Origin of the sequence: Streptacidiphilus jeojiensis, assembly GCF_042510965.1 — a bacterium.
Classification (GTDB): domain Bacteria; phylum Actinomycetota; class Actinomycetes; order Streptomycetales; family Streptomycetaceae; genus Streptacidiphilus; species Streptacidiphilus jeojiensis.
The window spans coordinates 29,327-51,031 of record NZ_JBEUKS010000005.1; the positions used below are offsets into that span (position 1 = coordinate 29,327).

General features: G+C 73.6%; 21 protein-coding genes. 6 read left to right on the forward strand and 15 right to left on the reverse strand.

The window, feature by feature from the left end; all coding sequences use genetic code 11:
- Positions 1 to 71: 71 nt before the first annotated feature.
- Positions 72 to 815, forward strand: a complete 744-nt coding sequence (locus tag ABUW04_RS15100) for an SDR family NAD(P)-dependent oxidoreductase (protein WP_380565086.1) — start codon at positions 72 to 74, stop codon at positions 813 to 815.
- Here ABUW04_RS15100 and ABUW04_RS15105 read toward each other — a convergent pair.
- The gene (locus ABUW04_RS15105; RefSeq protein ID WP_380565087.1) at positions 812 to 1,456 is read right to left on the reverse strand and encodes a TetR/AcrR family transcriptional regulator; all 645 of its coding nucleotides are present in this window, start codon (positions 1,454 to 1,456) and stop codon (positions 812 to 814) included. The genes ABUW04_RS15100 and ABUW04_RS15105 overlap by 4 nt on opposite strands.
- Before the next feature lie 208 nt (positions 1,457 to 1,664).
- On the opposite strand from ABUW04_RS15105, the gene ABUW04_RS15110 reads away from it, so the two are divergent.
- From ABUW04_RS15110 to ABUW04_RS15125, 4 genes are all read left to right on the forward strand, one after another.
- A complete protein-coding gene (locus ABUW04_RS15110) occupies positions 1,665 to 2,843 on the forward strand; it encodes an acyl-CoA dehydrogenase family protein (RefSeq protein WP_380565089.1) in 1,179 nt (392 codons plus the stop codon).
- 67 nt (positions 2,844 to 2,910) lie between these two features.
- Positions 2,911 to 4,098 carry a thiolase family protein gene (locus tag ABUW04_RS15115; protein WP_380565091.1) on the forward strand — a complete coding sequence of 396 codons (1,188 nt, stop codon included), beginning with the start codon at positions 2,911 to 2,913 and terminating at the stop codon, positions 4,096 to 4,098.
- Between the two features lie 76 nt (positions 4,099 to 4,174).
- A complete protein-coding gene (fabG, locus tag ABUW04_RS15120) occupies positions 4,175 to 4,933 on the forward strand; it encodes a 3-oxoacyl-ACP reductase FabG (RefSeq protein WP_380565093.1) in 759 nt (252 codons plus the stop codon).
- A gap of 69 nt (positions 4,934 to 5,002) precedes the next feature.
- Positions 5,003 to 6,541 (forward strand): long-chain-fatty-acid--CoA ligase, encoded by a 1,539-nt coding sequence (locus tag ABUW04_RS15125; protein WP_380565094.1) that lies wholly within the window; start codon positions 5,003 to 5,005, stop codon positions 6,539 to 6,541.
- Here the strand turns inward: ABUW04_RS15125 and ABUW04_RS15130 are convergent.
- The 3 genes from ABUW04_RS15130 to ABUW04_RS15140 form a co-directional block, all read right to left on the reverse strand.
- Positions 6,531 to 7,025, reverse strand: a complete 495-nt coding sequence (locus tag ABUW04_RS15130; RefSeq protein ID WP_380565096.1) for a GNAT family N-acetyltransferase — start codon at positions 7,023 to 7,025, stop codon at positions 6,531 to 6,533. The two genes, ABUW04_RS15125 and ABUW04_RS15130, sit on opposite strands and share 11 nt — an antisense overlap.
- 142 nt (positions 7,026 to 7,167) lie before the next feature.
- Complete coding sequence (locus tag ABUW04_RS15135) at positions 7,168 to 8,190, reverse strand: NAD-dependent epimerase/dehydratase family protein (RefSeq protein ID WP_380565098.1); 1,023 nt, start codon at positions 8,188 to 8,190, stop codon at positions 7,168 to 7,170.
- A 92-nt stretch (positions 8,191 to 8,282) separates the two neighbouring features.
- The gene (locus ABUW04_RS15140) at positions 8,283 to 8,546 is read right to left on the reverse strand and encodes a hypothetical protein (RefSeq protein WP_030259601.1); all 264 of its coding nucleotides are present in this window, start codon (positions 8,544 to 8,546) and stop codon (positions 8,283 to 8,285) included.
- A gap of 144 nt (positions 8,547 to 8,690) precedes the next feature.
- Here ABUW04_RS15140 and ABUW04_RS15145 point away from each other — a divergent pair, with 144 nt between their 5' ends.
- Positions 8,691 to 10,193: an SDR family NAD(P)-dependent oxidoreductase gene (locus tag ABUW04_RS15145; protein ID WP_380565100.1), complete on the forward strand. Its 1,503-nt coding sequence runs from the start codon at positions 8,691 to 8,693 to the stop codon at positions 10,191 to 10,193.
- A gap of 58 nt (positions 10,194 to 10,251) precedes the next feature.
- Here ABUW04_RS15145 and ABUW04_RS15150 read toward each other — a convergent pair whose 3' ends face one another.
- From ABUW04_RS15150 to ABUW04_RS15200, 11 genes are all read right to left on the reverse strand, one after another.
- Positions 10,252 to 11,685, reverse strand: a complete 1,434-nt coding sequence (locus ABUW04_RS15150; RefSeq protein ID WP_380565101.1) for a hypothetical protein — start codon at positions 11,683 to 11,685, stop codon at positions 10,252 to 10,254.
- 75 nt (positions 11,686 to 11,760) lie between these two features.
- Positions 11,761 to 14,808: a LysM peptidoglycan-binding domain-containing protein gene (locus tag ABUW04_RS15155; protein WP_380565103.1), complete on the reverse strand. Its 3,048-nt coding sequence runs from the start codon at positions 14,806 to 14,808 to the stop codon at positions 11,761 to 11,763.
- A 35-nt stretch (positions 14,809 to 14,843) separates the two neighbouring features.
- Complete coding sequence (locus ABUW04_RS15160; protein WP_030259592.1) at positions 14,844 to 15,311, reverse strand: TadE/TadG family type IV pilus assembly protein; 468 nt, start codon at positions 15,309 to 15,311, stop codon at positions 14,844 to 14,846.
- A complete protein-coding gene (locus tag ABUW04_RS15165) occupies positions 15,308 to 15,727 on the reverse strand; it encodes a TadE/TadG family type IV pilus assembly protein (protein WP_380565105.1) in 420 nt (139 codons plus the stop codon). The genes ABUW04_RS15160 and ABUW04_RS15165 overlap by 4 nt, the downstream gene beginning before the upstream one ends.
- 34 nt (positions 15,728 to 15,761) lie before the next feature.
- On the reverse strand, positions 15,762 to 16,172 hold the full coding sequence (locus ABUW04_RS15170) for a TadE family protein (RefSeq protein WP_030259587.1): 411 nt from the start codon (positions 16,170 to 16,172) through the stop codon (positions 15,762 to 15,764).
- The gene (locus tag ABUW04_RS15175; RefSeq protein ID WP_380565107.1) at positions 16,172 to 16,426 is read right to left on the reverse strand and encodes a hypothetical protein; all 255 of its coding nucleotides are present in this window, start codon (positions 16,424 to 16,426) and stop codon (positions 16,172 to 16,174) included. Before ABUW04_RS15175 ends, ABUW04_RS15170 begins: the two co-directional genes overlap by 1 nt.
- Before the next feature lie 2 nt (positions 16,427 to 16,428).
- Positions 16,429 to 17,310, reverse strand: a complete 882-nt coding sequence (locus tag ABUW04_RS15180) for a hypothetical protein (protein ID WP_051726010.1) — start codon at positions 17,308 to 17,310, stop codon at positions 16,429 to 16,431.
- Complete coding sequence (locus ABUW04_RS15185; RefSeq protein ID WP_232242434.1) at positions 17,310 to 18,242, reverse strand: type II secretion system F family protein; 933 nt, start codon at positions 18,240 to 18,242, stop codon at positions 17,310 to 17,312. Before ABUW04_RS15185 ends, ABUW04_RS15180 begins: the two co-directional genes overlap by 1 nt.
- Positions 18,239 to 19,897: a CpaF family protein gene (locus ABUW04_RS15190; protein WP_380565109.1), complete on the reverse strand. Its 1,659-nt coding sequence runs from the start codon at positions 19,895 to 19,897 to the stop codon at positions 18,239 to 18,241. Before ABUW04_RS15190 ends, ABUW04_RS15185 begins: the two co-directional genes overlap by 4 nt.
- Positions 19,894 to 21,012 (reverse strand): hypothetical protein, encoded by a 1,119-nt coding sequence (locus tag ABUW04_RS15195; RefSeq protein WP_380565111.1) that lies wholly within the window; start codon positions 21,010 to 21,012, stop codon positions 19,894 to 19,896. Before ABUW04_RS15195 ends, ABUW04_RS15190 begins: the two co-directional genes overlap by 4 nt.
- Complete coding sequence (locus tag ABUW04_RS15200) at positions 21,012 to 21,701, reverse strand: SAF domain-containing protein (protein ID WP_030259573.1); 690 nt, start codon at positions 21,699 to 21,701, stop codon at positions 21,012 to 21,014. The genes ABUW04_RS15195 and ABUW04_RS15200 overlap by 1 nt, the downstream gene beginning before the upstream one ends.
- Positions 21,702 to 21,705: the final 4 nt, after the last annotated feature.

Genomic DNA, 21,705 nt, shown 5'->3' on the forward strand with positions numbered 1-21,705 from the left:
CCGGGCCTTCCTCGATCGTCCTTCACTATGTTTAGATCTAAACGTAGCACTGAGCCAGCCAGGAGGATGCCATGACCCGCCGCCGCACCGTGCTTGTCACCGGAGGAACCAGTGGGATCGGCCGTGCCGTCGCGGCCAGGTTCGCGGCGGAGGGGGCCGAGGTGTTCATCACCGGGCGCCACTCCGACACCGTCGAGCGCAGCGCCAAGGAGTTGGGGGTTCGGGGAGTGGTCTGCGACGCGACCAGGCCCGAGCAGGTCGCCGCGGTGAGCGATCGGCTCGGCGCGGAGCTCGGCACCGGGCTCGACGTGCTGGTGAACGCGGCCGGCGGGCTGCCCGAGGCGGCGGCCGGGTCCGCCGAACTCCCGCTGCTGGAAGCACTGCTGACGCAGTGGCAGACCAGCCTGGAGCAGAACCTGCTGAGCGCCGTGCTGACCACCGCCTCGGTACGGGAGAAGCTCAACCGTGGCGGTTCGGTCATCAGCATCGGCTCGATCGGGGCCGAGCGCCGGGGCGGCTCGTACGGGGCGGCCAAGGCGGCGCTCGCCGCCTGGAGCGCCACGCTCTCGGCCGACCTGGGGCCGCTCGGCGTCACCTGCAATGTCATCTCGGCCGGATATGTCGCCGGAACCGGCTTCTTCCAGGGGCAGATGACGGACGAGCGCCATCAGTCGCTGGTCCAGGAGACGCACACCAAGCGGGCCGGCACCCCGGCGGACATCGCCGAGACCGCCTGGTTCCTGGCCTCGCCAGGGGCCGCGCACATCACCGGTCAGACGATCCACGTCAACGGTGGCGCGTTCACCACCCGCTAGCCGCCGGCGTTGGTGCGTCCGTACTGCAGGGTCAGCCCCTCCATCAGTGCGCTGATCCCGGTTTCGAAGGCCCCCTCGTCGATGCTGCGGCGGTGCTCGGCCAACAGGTGGGCCTGGTCCAGGTGGGGGTAGTCGGCGGCGTAGATCTGCTGGTCGTCCACGAAGCCGCCGGCGAAGGAGCCCAGCGCGGAGCCGAAGACCAGGTAGCGCATCAGGGCGCCGATCCGGGTGGCGTCCCCGCGCGGCCAGCCCGCGTCGACCAGCCCGCCGAAGACCGCGTCGGCCAGCCGCAGCGCATTGGTCCGCCGTCCGGGCCCCTGGGCCAGCACCGGGATCAGGTTGGGGTGGGCGACCAGCGCGGACCGGTAGCTGCGGGCCCAGCGGGTGAGGGCGTCGGCCCAGGTTTCTTTGTCGACTTGGGCCCACATCGACAGGTCAACCTCCCCCAGCACCTCGTCCACCACCGCGTCGAGCAGGGCGTCCTTGGTGGCGAAGTGGTTGTAGAGCGACGGACCGCTGACCCCGAGCACGGCGGCAAGGCGGCGGGTGGAGAGCGCGGGCAGACCCTCCGTGTCGACCAGCTCCAGTGCGGCCGCGACGATGCGGTCGCGGCTCAGCAGTGGGTTGCGCGGGCGGGCCACGGCGCACCTCCGATTCATGGGCCGATCCAGGGACTGCCACGGGCAGCCGCCGACGGCTGCGGTCCGGGCACTTTCCAACAGGCGTACGGTCGGGTTAGAGTCCAAAAACTTGCAGCGCTAGTTTATTGGCAGAACCCGGCGCAGCACCAACCATGTCCCACCCTCCCCCAGACTCCGTCCGGGGGTGCCCCCCTGCCTGAGGACCACCGTGAACCTGGAGCTCAACGAGGAGCAGACCGCCGTCCGCGAGCTCGCGGCCGACTTCGTCAACCGCGAGATCATCCCGCACGCCACCGCCTGGGACCGCGCCGAGCAGGTGGACCGCGGCATCGTGAAGAAGCTCGGGGCGCTCGGCTTCCTGGGCCTGACCATCCCCGAGGAGTACGGCGGCTCCGGCGGCGACTACCTCTCCTACGTCCTGGTCACCGAGGAGCTCGGCCGCGGCGACTCCTCCGTGCGCGGGCTGATGTCGGTGTCGCTGGGCCTGGTCACCAAGTCGATCAACACCTACGGCACCGAGGAGCAGAAGCAGCGGTGGCTGCCCCGGCTGTGCGCCGGGGAGGCGCTGGGCTGCTTCGCCCTGACCGAGCCCGGCACCGGGTCGGACGCCGGCAACCTCTCCACCCGGGCCGTGCGCGACGGCGACGGCGGCAACAGCGGCGACTGGGTGATCAACGGCGCCAAGATGTTCATCACCAACGGCACCTGGGCCGAGGTCGCCCTGGTCTTCGCCCGCACCGGCGGGGACGACCCCGAGCAGGCCGGACACAAGGGCGTCAGCGCCTTCCTCGTGCCCACCGACACCCCGGGGCTGACCCGCACCACCATCCACGGCAAGCTCGGACTGCGCGGCCAGCCCACCGCCGAGCTGGCCTTCGAGGACGTCCGGGTCCCGCACAGCGCGATGCTGGGCCAGGAGGGCAAGGGCTTCCAGGTCGCCATGGCCGCCCTCGCCAAGGGCCGGATGTCCGTGGCGGCCGGCTGCGTCGGCATCATCCAGGCCTCGCTGGACGCGGCCGTCGCCTACTCCACCCAGCGCGAGCAGTTCGGCAAGCCGATCGCCGCACACCAGCTGGTGCAGGAGATGCTCGCCGACATCAAGGTGGAGCTGGACGCCGCCCGGCTGCTGACCTGGCGGGTCGCCGACCTCATCGAGCGCGGGCTGCCGTTCCGGGCCGAGGGGTCCATCGCCAAGCTCTACGCCTCCGAAGCTGCCGTGAAGGCGGCCAACGCCGCACTCCAGGTCTTCGGCGGCTACGGCTTCGTCGACGAGTACCCGGTCGGCAAGTACGTCCGCGACGCCCGGGTGATGACCCTGTACGAGGGCACCAGCCAGATCCAGAAGCTGCTCATCGGCCGGGAGCTGACCGGCGTCAACGCGTTCTGATCCACCGTCCCCAGCAAACACGCAAACACGCACGTACCCAAGCACGTGAGCCCGCAAGGAGCCGATCATGCGTCCCGTCTACTTCGCCGCAGCGCGCCGCACCCCGATCGGGCGGCTGCGCGGTGCACTCTCCACCGTCCGCCCCGACGACCTGGCCGCCACCGCGGTGCGGGCCGTGCTGGACAGTGTGCCCGGACTGGACCCGGCCAGGATCGACGACGTCTACTGGGGCGCGGCCAACCAGTCCGGCGAGGACAACCGCAACATCGCGCGGATGGCCGTGCTGCTGGCCGGACTGCCCGACTCGGTGCCGGGGGCCACCCTGAACCGGCTCTGCGCCTCCGGGCTGGAGGCCGTCACGACCGCCGCGCGGGCCATCGGCTCCGGCGAGGCGGACATCGTGCTGGCGGGCGGCTCGGAGTCGATGAGCCGCGCCCCCTTCGTCCTGCCGCGCGCCGAGGTCGCGCTGCCGCACAACGCCGAGATCTTCGACACCAAGCTCGGCTGGCGGATGACCAACCCGAAGATGCGCGAGCTGCACGGCGTGCTGTCGATGGGCGAGACCGCCGAGGAGGTCGCCGCGCGCTACGGCGTCAGCCGCGAGCACCAGGACGCCTTCGCCCTGAGCAGCCATCAGAAGGCGGCGGCAGCACGGAAGAACGGCCTGTTCGACGCGGAGATCGTGCCGGTCGTGCTGGCCGACGGCACGGTGGTGAGCCAGGACGAGTCGATCCGCGCCGACACCACCCTGGAGAAGCTGGCCGCGCTCAAGCCGGTGTTCCGCAAGGGCGGCACGGTCACGGCCGGCAACGCCTCGCCGATGAACGACGGCGCGGCCGGGCTGCTGCTGGTCAGCGAGGAGGCGCTGGGCGAGCTGGGCCTGGAGCCGCTGGGACGCTACGTCGCCGGGGCCAGCGCCGGGGTGAACCCGGACATCATGGGCATCGGGCCGGTCCCGGCGGTACGGCGGGTGCTGGCGCGCACCGGCCGGGACATCGGCTCGTTCGACACCGCCGAGTTCAACGAGGCGTTCGCCGCACAGGCGCTGGCCTGCGTGAACGAGTTGGGGATCGACCCGGAGCTGGTCAACCCGCAGGGCGGCGCGATCGCGCTGGGGCATCCGCTGGGCGGGTCGGGGGCGCGGATCCTGACCACGCTGCTGCACCGGATGGCGCGGGACGGGGCCGGCCGGGGGCTGGCGACGATGTGCGTGGGGGTCGGGCAGGGGACTGCGGTGCTTGTGGATCGTGACTAGCGCTCAGGTGTGTGGGTGGTTGGCAGCGCAGTTCCCCGCGCCCCTTATGTAGTTGCAACTTTCTCTGGAGTGGATCATGACTCGTTTTACCGGCAAGGTCGCTGTCGTCACCGGCGCGGCACAGGGCATCGGCGCTGCCACCGCTGAGCGGTTGGCGTCGGAGGGCGCGGCGGTGGCCGTGGTGGACCTCACCGCCGAGCGCGCTGCGGCCACCGTGGAGGCCATCACCGCCAAGGGCGGAACGGCGCGCGGCTACGGCTGCGACGTCGCCGACATCGACGCGGTGGAGGCGGTCTTCGCCCAGGTCGCCGCGGACCTCGGCGGGATCCACATCCTGGTCAACAACGCCGGGATCACCCGCGACAACCTGTTCTTCAAGATGCCGAAGTCCGACTGGGACGCCGTCATCACGGTCAACCTGACCAGCGCCTACAACTGCTCGCAGATCGCCCAGCGGTACATGTGCCAGCAGAAGTACGGCAAGATCGTCTCGCTGAGCTCGCGCTCCGCCCTGGGCAACCGGGGCCAGGCCAACTACGCGGCGGCCAAGGCCGGCATCCAGGGCCTGACCGCCACCCTGGCCATCGAGCTGGGCCCGTTCAACATCAACGTCAACGCGGTCGCCCCCGGCTACATCGCCACCGGCATGACCGCCGCCACCGCCGAGCGGGTCGGCGCCACGCCCGAGCAGCACCAGGAGCTCGCCGCCGAGCGCACCCCGCTGCGCCGGGTCGGCCGCCCCGAGGACGTCGCCTCGGTAGTCGCCTTCCTGGCGTCCGAGGACTCCTCCTACGTCAGCGGCCAGACCCTGTACGTCAACGGCGGAGCCCGCTGAGCCGCAGCTCCACCGCGGATCCCGCGCCGCCGATCCCCCACCCACCCCGCCACCGGAGCCACCACAGCAATGACGCTTTCCCTTGCCTCCATCCTGGCCGAGAACGCCCGCCGCAGGCCGAACAGCACCGCCCTGGTCGAGGGCGACCTCCGACTCACCTTCGCCGAGCTGTGGCAGCAGTCGCTGGCGCAGGCCGCGGCCCTGGTCGAGCTGGGTGTGCGGCCCGGTGACCGGGTGGCGCTGATGGCGCCCAACGTCACCGAGTTCCCCCGCGCCTACTACGCGATCCTCGCGGCCGGCGGCGTGGTGGTGCCGGTGCACCTGCTGCTCACCGCCGATGAGGTCGGCTATGTGCTGCGGGACAGTGGCGCGACAGTGCTGATCAGCCATGCGGCCACGGCGGCGGTCGCGGCCGGCGCGGCCTCGGCGGCGCAGGTTCCGCTGGTGACGGTGGGTCCGGCCGTGCCGGTGCCGGGGGCGGTCGGACGGCTGGAGGAGCTGGCCGGACGGGTGACCCCGCTGACGCACTTCACGGCCCGTCAGCCCGAGGACCCGGCCGTGGTCTTCTACACCAGCGGGACCACCGGCCAGCCCAAGGGCGCGATCCTGAGCCATCTCAGCCTCATAATGAACGCTGTCGTAAATGCGTTCGACGCCAACCATGTCGAGTCCACGGACGTGGCGCTGGGCGCGCTGCCGCTGTTCCACACCTTCGGACAGACCGTCAGCATGAACTCCACCTGGCGGGCCGGCGCCACGCTGGTGCTGCTGCCCCGCTTCGACGCGGACGCCGCGCTGGCGCTGATGGTGCGCGAGGGTGTCAACACCTTCCACGGCGTGCCGACGATGTACATCGCGCTGCTGGAGGCGGCCAAGCGCGCGCCGGAGCTGCCGAGGCTGCGGCTGTGCATATCCGGCGGCGCGTCGCTTCCCGTCCCGGTGCTGGAGCGGTTCGACGCCGTGTTCGGGACGAGCATCTGGGAGGGCTACGGCCTCTCGGAGACCTCGCCGACCGCGTCGGTGAACCAGCCCGACTTCGGCACCAGGGCCGGCACGGTCGGCCATCCGGTCTGGGGCGTGGACGTCGAGATCGCCCGGCCGGAGCTGGACGACCGGATCGAACTGCTGCCGACCGGGGAGCTGGGCGAGATCGTGGTGCGCGGCCACAACGTCTTCCTCGGCTACCTCGGCCGCCCCGAGGCGACCGCCGAGGCCCTGGTCGACGGCTGGTTCCGGACCGGGGACCTGGGCACCAAGGACGCCCAGGGCTTCATCAGCATCGTGGACCGCAAGAAGGACATCGTGATCCGCGGCGGCTACAACGTCTACCCCCGGGAGGTGGAGGAGACGTTGCTGCGGCACCCCGCGGTCGCCGAGGCGGCCGTGATCGGCCTGCCCGACGAACTGCACGGGGAGGAGGTGTGCGCGGTGGTGATCCTGGCCCAGGACGCGGAGCAGCGCCCGACCGCGGACGAGCTGATCGCCTGGTCCAAGGAGCACCTGGCCAAGCACAAGTACCCGAGGCGGGTGGAGTTCGTCGACGCGTACCCGCTGGGGCCCAGCCACAAGGTGCTGAAGCGGGAGCTGCGGGCGCGGTTCAGCCAGTAGCGGCAGCGGGGGTGGCGGTGGCAGGTGTGGCAGGCGGCTGACGCACCATGAGGACGTCGACCGGGTCCTGGTCCTCCACGGTGAAGCCGTGCCGCTCGTAGAGCCGGCGGGCGGCGCTGCCCTGCAGGACCTGCAGCCGGACCGGGACCCCGTCGGCGTCGGTGCGCTCCAGCAGCGTGCGCAGGACGGCCGAGCCGAGGCCCCGGCCCTGGACGGCGGGGTCGAGGTAGAAGCTCTCCAGCCACTGGCCGTCCGGCACCGGGCGGAGGGTGACGCAGCCCGCGAAGGCCTTGCCGGCCAGGATGACCGAGGTGTGCTCCGGGGCGAACGAGTCCCGGAACCGCTGGCGCACCCGGTGCTCGTCGAAGCGGCCCAGGCGCTCCAGGTCCCTGCGCATGACCGCTGCGCGGAGCTCGGCGATCGTTTCGACGTCGGCGGGGGTGGCGGGGCGCAGGGTCCAGTGCAGCCGGCTGCTTGTGATCATGGTCGTAGTATCGCAAGCGGGCGGGCTGTACAGGGCAGCAGGGGAAACCACCGGGGGCGCGGGGCTCGGTGCGTCGAGTGTGCACGGAGTGCGTGGTTGATCGCGCAGTTCCCCGCGCCCCTTGCGGGGCCCCTCTGGTCACTCAGGTGCGGGAGTCCCAGGCCAACAAGAGTTGCCGTTCGCGGTCCTGGGTCATCACGCGGTCGTCCTTCTGGCTGTGGTGGACGTCGAAGGCGTCGTCCATGCCGCCCGGGGCGAAGAGCCAGGCTGCGGTGTCGCGGATGGAGTCGGGGACCGGGCGGCAGCGCAGGCCGGCGGCGATGGCCTTGGCCGAGGAGGGTGACCAGACGGCGGCGAAATCGTCGTTCGGCGGGGCCCAGAGCGGGAGCTCGGTCCACGGCTCGACGTTGTGCTCCTCCAGGAAGGCGTCGTCCACCCAGACCAGCTCGGCCTTGCCGCCGGTGGCCTCCACGCAGGTGCCCAGGTACTCGCCCCAGGTGGTGTTGGCGGGGGTTCCGCTGGTGAGGTAGGTGCCGCTGCTGCCGTCCACGATCCGGTCCAGGCCGAAGACGGCGATGTCGCGGGCGTCGATGACCTGCATCTCGCGGTCGGGGCTGCCGGGGGCGATCATGCGGCCGCCCTGCGCGGCGCGGCGCAGCCAGACGGCGAGGCGTCGGGCGCGGTCGCCGGGGCCGAGGATCAGGCCGGGCTCGATCACCAGGGTGCGGCCCGGGAAGCCCTCGGTGACGGCGCGTTCGCAGCCGACCTTGAGCTTGCCGTAGTCGCCGTCGTCCGGGCCCGCGTCGGGCTCGCACTCGTGCCGCAGCGAGCTCTCGTCGACGGGCTTCGCCGGCCACTCCGGGTAGGCGTTGATCGTGGAGATCATCAGGTAGGTGTCGGCCGACTTCGCGAGGGCCGCGACGGAGGCGCCGACCACCCGCGGGACGTAGCCGCAGACGTCCACGACGGCGTCCCAGGGGCCGGCCGCGGCCAGGCGCTCCAGGTCGGCGCTCTGCTCGCGGTCGCCCTGGACCACGGTGACGCCGGGCTCGTCCGTGCCGGACTGCCCGCGGTTGAAGGTGGTCACCTCCCAGCCGCGCGACAGCGCCTCATGCACGAAGGCCCGTCCGAGGAACACCGATCCACCGATCACAAGTAGCTTCATGGGATCGAGTGTCGGCCGGACGGACGGGCAACCGAAAGAGCCTTCTGCCGTCAGCAGACAAGGTCGGCTGACGGCAGAAGGAGTCCGCGGGGCTAGCTTGCCTGCGCGCGCCAGGCGTCGACGCCGGCCTGGGAGGCGGCCTTGGAGACCGCCTTGGCCTGGCGCATGGCGCGGGTGGCCATCTCGGTGGGCGGGGTCTCGAGCTGCTGCACCCAGCCGCGTCCGGCCGTGGCCAGGGCGGTGCCCGCGATCGCGGTGCCGACGAGGGCCAGCAGGGCCCCCGTGCCGGTGAGGACCGCACCGGCGGCCAGCATGCGTCGGTTGACCCGGAAGGTCATCATCTGGTTGTTCGCCATACCCCTACCCTGGGGGTGAGCGGCACCGCGTGCCTCGTGGGTGGGCCATCCGGGTTTGGCCGGTGGCCCGGCGTTGCGTAAGGTGTCGCAGTTGGCATCGCCACACCTCACCACCTCCCCCAGCCACGGAACGGCAGCAGCGGCATGAGCGCAGGACCCGACAGCGGCACCACCCTCACCGAGGCCCGTGCCGGGGAGACGCCGGTCGAGGACGTCCCCGGCATCGACCCGGAGCGGCTGAAGCTGGCCCTCGCGGTCCTGGCCGAGCTTGACCAGCTGCCGATCGACCACCCCGACGCCATCGCGGTCCGGCTGGCCACCGCCGGGCTTTACCGGACGGTCAAGCACCGCCGCCGGCAGGAGCGCCGGGCCGCCAAGACCGCCAACGACCGGGCCGTGACCGAGGCGACCGCGACCGGCGCGGCCGACCGGATCGACGACGAGACCCAGGGCCTGCAGCTCACCAGCGGCACCAGCGGTCCGATCGCCGGCGTGCTGGAGCGGCCGCGCTCCTGCTACATCTGCAAGACCCGCTACGTCGAGGTCGACGCCTTCTACCACCAGCTGTGCCAGCCCTGCGCCCATGAGAACCGGGCCCGCCGGGACGCCCGTACCGACCTGAGCGGCAGGCGCGCGCTGCTCACCGGCGGACGGGCCAAGATCGGCATGTACATCGCGCTGCGGCTGCTGCGAGACGGCGCCCACACCACGATCACCACCCGCTTCCCCAACGACGCGATCCGCCGGTTCACGGCCATGCCGGACAGCGCCGAGTGGCTGCACCGGCTGCGCATCGTCGGCATCGACCTGCGCGACCCCTCGCAGGTCATCGCGCTGGCGGACTCGGTGGCCGAGCAGGGCCCGCTGGACATCCTGATCAACAACGCCGCGCAGACGGTGCGCCGCTCCGCGCAGGCCTACGCCGAGCTGATCACCGCCGAGGACGCGCCGCTGCCCGCCGGGGAGCTGCCGGAGGCGGTCGTGCTGGGACGCTTCGACCTCAGCCGCCAGCCGGCCCTGCCCAGCCAGTCGCGCGGCGAGCGCGGCGCGCTCAGTGCCCAGGCGCTCACGGCGCTCGCGCTGACCAGCGGCTCGGCCGCGCCCGCGCTGGTCGAGGCGGGGACCGCGATCGACGCCGGCGGCCTGGTGCCGGACCTGGACCCGGTGAACAGCTGGAGCCAGAAGGTCGACGAGGTCGACCCGATCGAGCTGCTGGAGGTGCAGCTCTGCAATGTCACCGCGCCGTTCATCCTGGTCAGCAAGCTGCGCCCGGCGATGGCCCGGTCCACCGCGCGGCGCAAGTACGTGGTGAACGTGTCCGCGATGGAGGGCCAGTTCAGCCGCGGCTACAAGGGCCCGGGGCACCCGCACACCAATATGGCCAAGGCCGCGCTGAACATGCTGACCCGCACCAGCGCCCAGGAGATGCTGGAGCAGGACGGCATCCTGATGACGGCCGTGGACACCGGCTGGATCACCGACGAGCGCCCGCACCCGGACAAGATGCGGCTGGCCGACGAGGGCTTCCACGCCCCGCTGGACCTGGTGGACGGCGCGGCCCGGGTGTACGACCCGATCGTGCGCGGCGAGCAGGGCGAGGACCTGCTCGGGGTGTTCCTGAAGGACTACGCGCCGTCCCCGTGGTGAACCGGGGAACCCGGGACAACACCGGGATAACCGGGACGGCTCCTGGTCGGGGACGGCCCTAGCTGCTGGTGAGTGAGCCGGTCAGGCGGGCCAGGTGGCGTTCGACCGAGCCCGGGCGGCTGGTGTCCGGGACGTCGCGGCGCAGGGCCAGCAGGTCCGGTCCGAGCCGGCGGGCCTCGTCGTCGTCCTCGATGGCGCGCCAGCAGGCCTCGGCGTTGGCCGCCGCCTGGGTGGTCTCCGGATCGTCCGAGCCCCGGGTCTCCAGCAGGCTGAGCGCCACCGCGCGGTAGAGCTCGGTGGCGTCGGCCTGCTTGCCGGCCAGCCGGGCCACATGGGCGTGGACCTGACGCACCCGCAGCGAGACCTCGGCGTGCGGGCCGTGCTCGGCCACGGCCTCGTCCTCCAGCTCCTGGGCGAAGGAGACGGCACGGGTGTGCTCGCCCGCGTCGGCGGCGGCCACGATGACGCCGATGGCCACCCGGTAGTCGTCCGGGGCGGGGTCCTCCGCAGGGGGTTCCGCCGGCGCGGCGGTGCCGGTGTCCGCGTGGGCGTTCTCGTCCAGGGCGCGGAGGTGGACCGTCGGCGCGGTCGGGGGCAGCGGCGGCGTGTCGAAGGGGGGCGGGTCCATGGCCCCGGCCACGGCCACTGCGCCCGGCGCCGGCATCGGAACCGGCTGCTGTTGCGGGGCGGCCTCCAGGCGGCGGGCGGTGTTGCGGAAGATCTGCCGGCCGGGGGCATGGGTGGCCACCAGCACCACCTCGGGACGCAGCACCGAGTGCACCTGCTGGTGCAGTTCCTCCGGGGTCAGCATGCCGTTGGCGCCCGGGCGTCCGCCGTGCAGGGCCTCGATCAGGGCCCGGGTGAAGGTGCCGACCTGCTGCGGATCGGGGGTGACCGCCGCCCACAGCGGCATCCCCGCACCCAGTGGCGAGGGGACCACCCGGAGCGGCGGCAGCACCGCCTCCTCCGCGCTGAGGTCGGCGACGACCAGGGTGGCGGTCTCGGCGGGGCGCAGCCGGATCTCCTCGGCGACCGACGCCCAGGGCAGCCGGGAGTCGCCCAGGTCGAGTTCGGCGCCGCCGGTGCGGCGGTCCCTGACGAGGTGTCCACCGATGTGGACCAGCAGCGGACCCGGATGCCGCACGGCCGAGCGCAGGTGCGCGAGCACCCCGGACGCGTCGGTGGCCGCGGTCAGATGGACGGTGTCCACGGCGTCCGCCGCGAGCAGCACCTGCGGAGCGATGGCGGCGATGATGGTGGAGAGCCCGGGAGCGGGGCGGCCGGCCCGTGGCGGGAAGCGTCGCGGGCTCTGCCCGTTGCCGCCCTCGATCACCAGCACCCGACCGCGCGGCCCGGATTGGCCCTGCCGGTCCGGCAGGACCTGCTGGACCGCCTGGACCTGCTGAACCGCCGTGACCTGCTGGATCTGCGGACCCGGCTGGGTCTGCCGGCCATGAGGGCCATCGCCCGGCGCCACCGTCTCGCCCGTCACCACGCCACCCCGTCCCCGCAGTTCCGCTGCGATCGTCCAGAAGCGACACCCTACCGTCGGATCATGGAGCCCCTTTCAGCCGGTGCCCCGAAGTTCCGCGATCAGCGCGTTGGTCTCCGGTTCCAGCGGCCGTCCGGTCCGGTTGGGGAGGCGTTCGAGGCGGGTCACGGCCTTGTTGAGCTGCTCGACGGCGCCGGCGTCGGCATAGACGCAGAGCAGGTCGCGGTGGAGCAGTTCGGTGTCCGGGGCGGGCTGGAGCCCGGCGAACGCAGCCGCCTCGGCGCCCTGGTGGTCGCCGGCCCGGAGCCGACGCAGGATCAGCTCGTGGGCGGCCTCCACGGCCTCCGGCGAGTCGTCCGACTCGGGGTCGTAGGGGGCGGGGACGGCACCGGGGTGGGCGGAGCGGCTGCGGACGGCCCAGGGGTCGAGCGGCGGGGCGAGCTCCGAGGCCCCGGGCTCGGGGAAGCGGCCCTGACCCGGCGGGGGGAACAGCGGGGTGGGGGCGGGCTGGGGCTGGGCTTGGGGTTCGGGTTCCGGTTCGGTCGCGGCCTGGGCGGGCGCCTCGTCCGGCCGGAACCAGGAGTCGAGGTCGACGTCGGGCATGTCGGTGTCGGCCTCCGTGCCGGCCCTGGTGCCGGCCCCGTCGCCGGTCTCCCTGAGCAGGGCGATCCACTGGGCGTACTGGTGGTCCGTCAGCCGCTGCAGTTCGACGCCCATGCCGAGTCCCGGCAGGTCCGCGCGGCCGCGGGCGGGGAGCGTCCAGCGGGCCATCGGTCCGGCCCCCGGCGGGGGTGCGGCGGTGACCACGGCGACGCTGCCGCGCGGGCTGGCGTCCAGCAGCCTGCCGAGCGCCTCGGGGATGCTGCCGCTGGGCGCGGTCGGGCAGAGCACGATGTCCGGGGCCCAGGCCTCGCTGACCACCCCCCGGCCCCTGGCCTCCCTGGGAGTGGCCGCTCCTGCCTCCGCCAGGGACTGACGTACGGCCAGGTCGCGGGCGACCACCGCGGCCACCGCGTCCTCCAGGGTTGCGTGCATGTGCAGCCGCCCTTCAGCGGCCGCCGCCAACTCGTCGGCGACGCCGACCATGTGGATGTTGACCCGGTCGGCGAGCGGGGTGAAGGCGAGTTCCAGGGCGAGGGTGCGCAGGACGTCCGCGACGTCGCCGGGCGCCCCCGCGAGGTGCACCAGCCGGATCGCCTCCAGGTCGACCAGGACGATGCTGCCGTCCTCCATGGTGCCGACGCTGACCAGGCCCGGATAGGGCGCGGGAACGGTGCCCGCGTCGGCGGGCGACAGCAGCCCTTCGGCGTCCGGGGTGGTCCACCAGACGGTTGAGGCGTGGGCCGCCTGGAACGGTGCGAGCGGCACCGCCGGGGCGGAGAGGTAGAGCTCGACGCTGGGCACCGGGGTGCTCTGGGCCGAGACGAGGCGTGCGGCGACCAGGGCCGGCAGGCGTCGGCCCTCGACGACCGCGGTGGCGGCGAGGCTGCGCAGGGCGCGGTCGAGCAGGTCGAGACCGGAGGCGTCCTGACGTTGCGTCAGCGCCGTCTCGAAGGCCGAGAGGCCGGTCGCGACGGCTGCGGCGGGGAGTTCGGGGAGCGGCGCGGGGACCGGGCTGAGGCCGGAGTCGAGGTCCTCGTCGGGTTCGGAGGTGACGGGGGCACTCGATGTGCCGGGGAGGGGGGCCAGCAGGGCCGGGGGCAGCGGCACCGGGTCGGGGCCGCCACTGCGCGGGCGGGCGGCGGAGCGGCCACCGGGACGGGGAGCCGGGCGCACCGCGCGATTGCGGCGGCGCAGCGCGACCGCGCCGACCAGGACGGCGGCGAGCACCGCGGTTCCGCTGAGGATCTCGCTCTCGGACAGACCGGCGCCGTGGGTCGGCGTGGACCCGTGTTCGGTGGGCGGGACGACGGGGGCGCCGGCGGTGTGGCTCGGGGAGGCGGTCGTGGACGGCGCCGCGGAGGTGGGCGCCTTGGACGTCGGGGCCGTGGAGGGGCCGGACGCCCCGGCGGCACCGCTGTGGGCGGGGTGGGTGGGGGTGGCGGTCGGGGTCGGCGCGGCGGTGTGCGTCGGCGCGGCGGAGTGTGTGGGTGCGGCGGTCGCCGGCGGGGTCGTCACCGGTGCGGTGGACGTGGGAGGCGTGGTCGTGGGAGGCGTCGTCACCGGTGCGGTGGTGGTCGGCGGGGTCGTCGTGGTGGTCGTGGTGCCCGAAGTCGACGGGACGGTCAGCACCATGCCCGGCTCGATCAGGTCCGGGTCCTCCAGGCGGTCCCCGTCCGGCGCCTTGGCGCCCTTGTTGGCGGCGAAGAGTGCGGGCCACTCGTCGGCGTTGCCGAGTTCGCGTTGGGCGATCGCGGAGAGCGAGTCCCCGGCCTCGACCTTGACCTCGGTACCGGGCTTGGCCGGCGCCGGCGCCGTCACCGCCGAGACCGCGTCGGCCGGCATCAGCAGCACCCAGCCGGGCTGGATCGGCCGGTCCGCGTCGAAGCGGCGTCCGGCCGCGTCCATGATGCGGCCCTGGTTGAGCCGGGCGATCTCGTGCCAGCGGGCCCCCGAGCCGAGGTGGCTCTCGGCGATGCTCCAGAGGCTGTCGGCCGGGCGCTCGTCGCGGACCGTGTAGGTGGTCTGCCGGTGCTTGGCCGCCTCGGTCGTCGTCGCGGCCGCCGCGCCGCTGTCGGTGCGCGCGTGCGCGGCCTGGTCCGCGGTCACCGCGACCGGTGCGTGCACGCCCACCGTGGTGGTGACGGCCGCGGGGGTCGCCGCCAGCGCGGCACCGGCCGTGGGCAGCAGCGCCAGCACCGCGCCGACCAGGGTGCCCGCCATCCGCTGGCTCCAGCCGAGGGCCAGGATCCGTCGGGCGCTGCGACCGCGCAGTTGGGCCGGGATCTCGACCACCACCGACAGGGCGAAGCAGAGCCAGGCCAGCCAGCCGATGACGACCAGCGCCCAGAGGAAGAGGTTGCCCTGGTCGGGTTGGGTCAGCAGGTCGACGATGCCGGAGCGGGTCGGATCGCCCTGGCGGGTGACCGCGAGGGTGCCGAGGGCGAGGACCCCGGGCAGGCCGACGAGCAGCAGCGCGAGGGCGACGAGAGCGGTGAGGCCTCGTAGCAGGAGACGGAGCATCAGGGCTACTCCACGTTGGGGGCGGTGAGGTGCGGTCAGGGGCCGGTGCTGGTCAATGGGTCGGGGCCGGTGACCCCGGGGACGAGGCGGGCGCTGCCGTGGCCCTCGACGGGGATGTCCCCGAAGCCGAACAGGCCGAGCATGGTGGTGTGGTAGGTCGCGTTCACGGTCACGGTGATGGTCTGGTCGGTCGCCACCGCGCTACCGGTGACGCTGTTGTTGCCCACCGTGCTGGCACCCAGGTAGGCGTCGGCCGCAGCCTGCGCGGCCTGCGGGTCCAGGCGGATGCCCTTGCCTTGCAGCAGCGCGGCCCGGTCGATCTGCTGGCCGCCGGCCCTGGCCGCCTCGTCGGCGACGGCGTCGGCCTGTTCGATGGCGATCAGCCGGCCGCCGCCGTCGATGACCAGCCCCGACAGCATCAGCAGCGCCGTCGCGCAGATCGCCACGAAGATGGACAGGGCTCCGCGCTCGGACGCGTCGGCAGATGTGGTCGCAGTGCTCATGAGGCCCGGTAGAGGTCGAGGACGGAGGTGAAGGTGCTGCTCATCGTCACGCTGCCGGGCATGCCGGGTACCGCGAGATCGCCCAGCGGGACCACGCAGACCACGGTGACCTGCACCGAGCCCGCCTGATCCTGGGTACTCGGGACGAAGTCCACCTGGGGCTGCTGTCCGCCCTGGCAGGAGACCCCCTCCTGGTTGAGCGTGGTCGCCGCCGAGTCGGCGGCGGCAGCCTGGGCGGCGCCGGCGGTTCGGGTCAACGAGGCGCTGCGGGCGGCATCCCGCGCCGCCGCGGCGACCACGCCCTTGGCGGTCTCCGCCCGACCCGCGGCGATGACCAGCAGCAGGAACAGCAGGATCGCCGGCACGAGGATGGCCGCCTCGATGGCGATGCTCCCCCGTTCCTGGTCGGCATCCACGTCTGCTCCTCCCTTCCTCACTCTGCTGGGGTCCTCACTGTGCTGTGGCCGGTACGAAGCGCTCGACGGGGGCGGTGATGGTCTGGGTGATGAGGATCCCGGGCAGGAACGGCAGCAGCGACTGGGTCCGCACGGTCACCGTCGAGGTGACCGTGGTGTCGGACTCCGTCACGGTGACGTTCCGGTCCGTCAGCCCGCCCCCCACCCGGTCCAGGAAGCTGTTCGCCTGGGTCTCCCCCGCCGCCGGATCGGCCTGGAAGAGCCGCTGCGCCTCGCTGCCCTCGCGGGCGGCGGTCAGCGCGACCTGGCGGTCGTACCACCAGAGCGCGCCCTGCACCGTGAGCAGGATCAGGACCAGGACGGACGGGAAGACCAGGGCGAGGCTGATGGACATCGACCCGGCGTCCTCGCGGGACGCCGGCCCGGTCCGCAGTCGTCGCTTCATCAGGGGCCGGTGATCTTGCCGGATTCCTTGGTGACCAGTGCTGTGATGGCGGCCACGACCAGCCCTGCGGCAAGGATCAGCACGATGACCAGCAGCGCCAGTTCGATGCTCAGGGCCCCCTTGTCCCGGTCCTGCCGTGCGGCGGACACCCGTCCGACCCGGTACCGCAGCTGGTGCAGGCCCGCCACCAGCGGCAGCGGTACACCGGGGCGGCCCTTCTCGATGTAGCTCCGTACGCGCTTGGGGGTCAGCATGGTCAGCCTCCGTGGAAGATCTGAAAGACGGCGGGAAAGGCGATCAGAAAGGTCATCAGGGTGACGAGCGCGGAGCCGGGCGCGACCATGCGCTCGCTGTCGACGTTGGACCGGTCCAGGTCGTCGGTGAGCAGTTCGGCGCGCAGGTTGCGGGCCCGGGCGCGCAGGGCGCGGTAGACGGCGGCTCCGTCGGTGCCGGAGATCCGCATGATGTCGGCGAGGTCCTGAAGGGGCGTCAGCGCCAGTTCCGCGGACAGCACCTCCAGCCCGTCCCAGGGCGGCAGCCGGTCCAGCGCGGCCCGGTCCAGGGTGTCCGAGATCCGCAGGAAGACGGTGCCCCGGCCGACCCGGGCGGCCCGGTGCAGCGCCTCGGCGGGGCCGCAGTCGGCGGCCCGCTCCAGGGCGACCAGTTCCAGGTAGGCGGCGATGCCGTGCAGGTACTCGACCCGCGCCTCCTTGGCCTCGCTGCGCACGATCACGTCCGGCAGGAACCAGAACAGGGCCGCGAGCAGCAGCGAACCGAGCACCGGTACCGCGATCGGCAGCGTGCCGCCCATGGCGCTGTAGCCGAACTGCACCAGCGGCGGCAGCAGCAGCCCCAGCAGCGCGAACATCGCCTTGTGGGCCATGAAGCGGGCGGGTGTGCGCCCGATCAGGGCCAGCTCCCGGGTGGGTATCCGCACGCCCGGCAGGCCCAGCAGGCTGCGGCCGATGCGCTCGCCGAAGTCGGCGTCCCGGCCGTCCTGGGCCGAGGGCCGGACCGGTGCGCGGTGCAGCCGGGCCAGCGCCGAGGTCAGGTCCGGTGGCGCCGGGCGCAGTTCGGCCGCCAGGACGGCGATGCCGATGCCCAGGGCGGCTCCGGCGAGGATGAGCCAGGTCAGCATCAGGGCACCTCGCTCTGGGCCAGGTCGGCGGGCAGTTCGACGCCCGGTGTCGAGCCGGTGGGCGCACGGCCGGTGGCGCTGCGCCGGTCCGGCTCCAGGAAGCGCGGGGTGGGCTTGTGGCTGGCGAGGCTGCGCATCCACCAGATCACCGCGAAGAACGCCAGCGCGATCAGCACCAGGACCAGCTGCCCCAGGGCGGTGCGGTAGGGCGCGGTGTAGGAGTGGTTCAGCGAGCCGACGCCGATCACGCCCAGGATGATCAGCACCATCCAGCGCACCGTGGCCCGGTGCTTGGCCCGGTCCGCCTCGATGGCGCGGCGCTGCCGCACCTCCTCGCGGACCGACTCGGCCAGGTCGGCCAGCGCGCCGGCCAGGCCGGGGCCCCGGTCGGCGGCGCGCAGCAGCAGGGCCGCCAGGACCTTGTCGGCGGTGGAGTCGTTGAGGTCGTCGGCAAAGGCGCGCAGCGCCTCCTCCGGGGTCCAGCGCGACTGCAGCCGCCCGACCAGGTCGGTGATCTGGCGCTCCAGCGCGGCGGGTGCGGTGCGGCGGCTGGTGACGATGGCCTGTTCCAGGCCGACGCCGAGCAGCAGCACGTCGGCGATCCGCTGGGTCCACTCGGCCAGCGCCTCCAACTGCTCGATCCGGCCGGTGTGGGCGCGGGTGGAGGCGAGCAGCCAGGGGACCAGGAAGACCAGTGCCGGCAGCAGCAGGCCCATCAGCGGAACGCCGGTGTACAGCCACGCGCCGGCGCCGGCCGCCACCGCGACGGCGACCTGGATCCGCCGCCGGGCCAGGTCCTGGGCCAGCCGTTCGCCGCGGCTCGGCCCGGGCCGGTACTGCTCCGGCTTGGGCTCGCTGCCGCGCAGGAACCAGACCAGGGAGATCAGCCCGGCCACCACGGCGGCGCCGCAGAGCATGTAGAGCAGCGTCACCGCGCACCCCCGGCCTTGACCCGCAGGTCCAGCGGCCTGCCCCAGGCGCCGTGCGGGGAGTCCAGCAGTCGGGCGTCGAAGCCGACCCGGCGCAGGTCGTCCAGGCAGGCCGGCGGGGTCTGCGGGACGGCGCGCTCCTCCGCTCCCCTGGGGCCGAAGATGCTGTTGAGGGCGGGGCGTCCGCTCTCCCCCATGCCGACGACCTCCAGGACGTGCGAGACGAAGCGGTGCCGCCGGCCGCCGATGGGGGTCTCGTCGACCATGGTGACGTGGACGACGAAGTCCAGGGCGTTGGCGGTGAGCCGGTAGGCGAGGGTGTCGGTCATCTGCGAGCCGTACTCCAGGCAGAGCTCGGCGATGCGGTCGATGACCATGTGCGGGGTGCGGGCGTGCAGGGTGCACATCGACCCGCCCTCGCCGTTGGTCATCACCCGCAGCATCGGGACGACCTCGGCGGAGCGGACCTCTCCGACGATGATGCGGGTCAGCGTCATCCGCAGGGCCGCGGGGATCAGCTCACCGATCGTCAGCTCCCCCGCCGAGCGGCCGTCGACGCGTTCGCCGTTGCCCTCGCGGGCCTCCATCGGGACGACCTGGCGCAGGTGGCCGAGGGTGTGCAGCCACAGCTCGTACTCGGACTCCAGGGTGCCGACCCGCTCGTCCGGGGGGATCTCCCCGGCCATGGCGCGCAGCAGGCTGGTCTTGCCGACGCCCTGGGTGCCGGTGATCATCACGTTCTTCCGGGCCCGGATCGCGGCGGCCAGGAAGGCGGCGAGGGTGCTGTCGATGGTGCCCATGGCGACCATGTCGCCGAGGGTGGCGCTGGCGACGCGGTGGCGCCGGATCGCCACGTAGGGGCGCGGGGTGACCCCGGTCATCGCCTGCAGCCGCATGCCCCCCTCCAGCCGCAGGGCCAGGGTGGGGCTGGAGGTGGAGAGGCTGCGTTCGCCGCCGCCGTGACGGCGCGCCAGGTCCTGCAGCAGCTCGACCAGTTCGTCGTCGCTGTCGGCGACCGGCGGCACCTGCCGCAGCGGCTGGTGGGCCCGCGAGACCCAGACGTCGTCGCAGCCGTTGACCAGGATGTTCTCGATCTCCGGGTCGTCCAGGTAGGGCTGCAGCCGGCCGGCCCGGAACAGCAGGTCGTAGACCGCCTCGGCCAGGGCGCGGTCCTCCTCCCTGGTCGGCGGCGCCCCGTGGGTGAGGGCGTAGGTGTCGGACCAGCGGGCGACGGCGTCCTCGATCAGGGCCCGGCCGCGCTGACGCCTGGTGGCCGGGTCGGCGGCGGTGCCGCGCTGGTCGTCCAGCAGGGCGAGCTGCTCGTGCAGTTCGGCGGCGACCTGGCGCTTGAGCGCGCGGGCCACCTGCGGGTCCGGGGCGGGCGCCGCAGCGAACGGGGAGAGGTTGGGCGGCAGCGCCGACGCGGGGGACTGTGACGTCGGGGACGGCGGCATCGGGGACTGTGGCATCGGCGACGGCGGCACCGGCACGGTGGGCAGGACCGGGTGCTGGACCGCGGTCGGCGACCAGGCGGCGAAGCTGCCGCCGTTGCCGGGGGCAGCGCCGTTGACCGGAGCACTGCCGTTGCCGGGGGCGCTGCCGTTGACCGGCCTGGCCGGCTCGGCCTGGTCACGCGGGGCGGCGTGACGGGAGGTCATCGCGCACCCCCGGTGGGTGTCGGTGCCTGCCGGGGATCAGGCCCGGTGTCCGTCCGCCAGCGGGGCTCCATCTCCTGGCCCGGGCCGGACGGTCCGCCGGGGGTCGGCGGGGCGAACGGCTGCGGTACCGGCTGCCGCGGCGCGAAGCCCGCCAACGGGGCTGGTTGGGGCTGGGGTTCGGGCTGGTACGGGTACTGCGGCTGGGCGGCGGGCTGACCCTCAGGGTGAGGTTGATACTGATCAGGCTGCGGTTGCGGCTGGTACGGCTCGGGCTGCGGGAACGGGGCCGCCTGCGGTGCCACCGGAGCGGCGGCGGCCGTCGAGGCGGTGCCGAGGCGCAGCCGCCGACGGCCCGTCAGCAGCCGTACCTCGTCCGCCGTGGACCGCACCGCGCGCATCAGCGCCGAGCGGACGAACCGCCGGTCGCCGCTGTCGCCGCCGTCCGACAGCACCCGGGCGCTGCGCGGTTCGTGCGGCAGCAGCCCCAGCACCGGCGCGCCCAGCGCCTTGCCGACCTCGGCCGCCGCGTACGGGCCCTCGTGCACCAGGATCAGGCCCAGCGCGTCGGACCCGGTGCCGTTGGCGTCCAGGTCGGCCGCGAGCGCGGCCACCCTCGGCCGGGCCGCGCTGAGTCCGCGCAGGGTGGTGCGCACCGTCACCAGGACCGCGTCGGCCCCGCGGGCCAGTGGCGCGGAGGCGCCGTGCGCGCCGTTGCGGCCCAGGTCGACGATGACGTCGCAGCCGGCTGCGTCCAGGTCGTGGCAGGCCGCCACCAGCGGCTCCCAGGTGTAGGCGAGGCCGGGGGCCTGCGCGGGGTCGGTGAGGCCGGGCAGCAGCAGCCGGTTGCCGGTGCCGTCCCGGGAGAGGTCGACGAGCTGCTCCCAGAGCGTCTCGGCCAGCCGCCCGCGCCGGTCGGCGACGGCCAGGTGCCGCAGTCCGTACCCGGCGTCCAGCCGGCCTTCGAGGGCTCCGGCGAGGACCGCGCCGCCGTCCGGGTCGCACTCCAGCAGGACCACCCGGCGGCCCTCGGCGAGCGGCCAGGCGAGCAGCAGTGCCAGTGCCGTGGTGGTGGCCCCCGGGGCGCCGGGGCCTCCGCTGATCGCGACGACTGCCATCAGCCGCCTCCCTGGGCTGCCAGCAGCAGGGCGAACTTCCCGCTCGCGGCCAGGTCGGCCACGGCGGCACCCTGGGCGGCGGGGACCGCGAGGTCCACCACCACCGTGCCGTCGCTGTCCGGCGATCCGATGTCCACGACGGTCGCGGTCAGTGCGCTCAGGGTGTTCGCGGCGGAGCCGTTGCTCCCCGACGCGTTGCCGGCCGCGGACGGGGTGGCCACCAGCACGACCCTGCTGCCGGGCTCCAGCTTCACGGCCGGCAGCTGGGTGTGCTTGGTGGCGACGCCCACCACCTGCTGGCCGGCCTGCACCAGCGGCGCGTTGGTGAGGTCGCCGCTGGTGAGCAGGGTGCCCGCCTTGAGATCGGCGGTGGCGCGCATGCCGACCACCCTGCTGTTGACGGAGATGGGTTTGAGCGCCGGATCCAGCGGGATGTGGGCCTCCGTCAGATCGGCGCTGGTGATCGCCTGCCCGGCCGGGACGTTGCGGGCCAGGGCGATGACGGCGACGCGCTTGCCGGTGGCGGTGTAGAGCGCGGCGCCGCCGAGGCCGCCGGCGGCGATCAGCGCGACCGCGAGCGCCAGCACGGCTGGCCGTCTGCGCCGCGCTCCGCCGATCCGGTAGGGAGCGGGCGCGCCCGCAGCGAGCGGTGGGCGGGTGGCCGTGAGCGGCCCGGTCGGGGTATCCACCGTG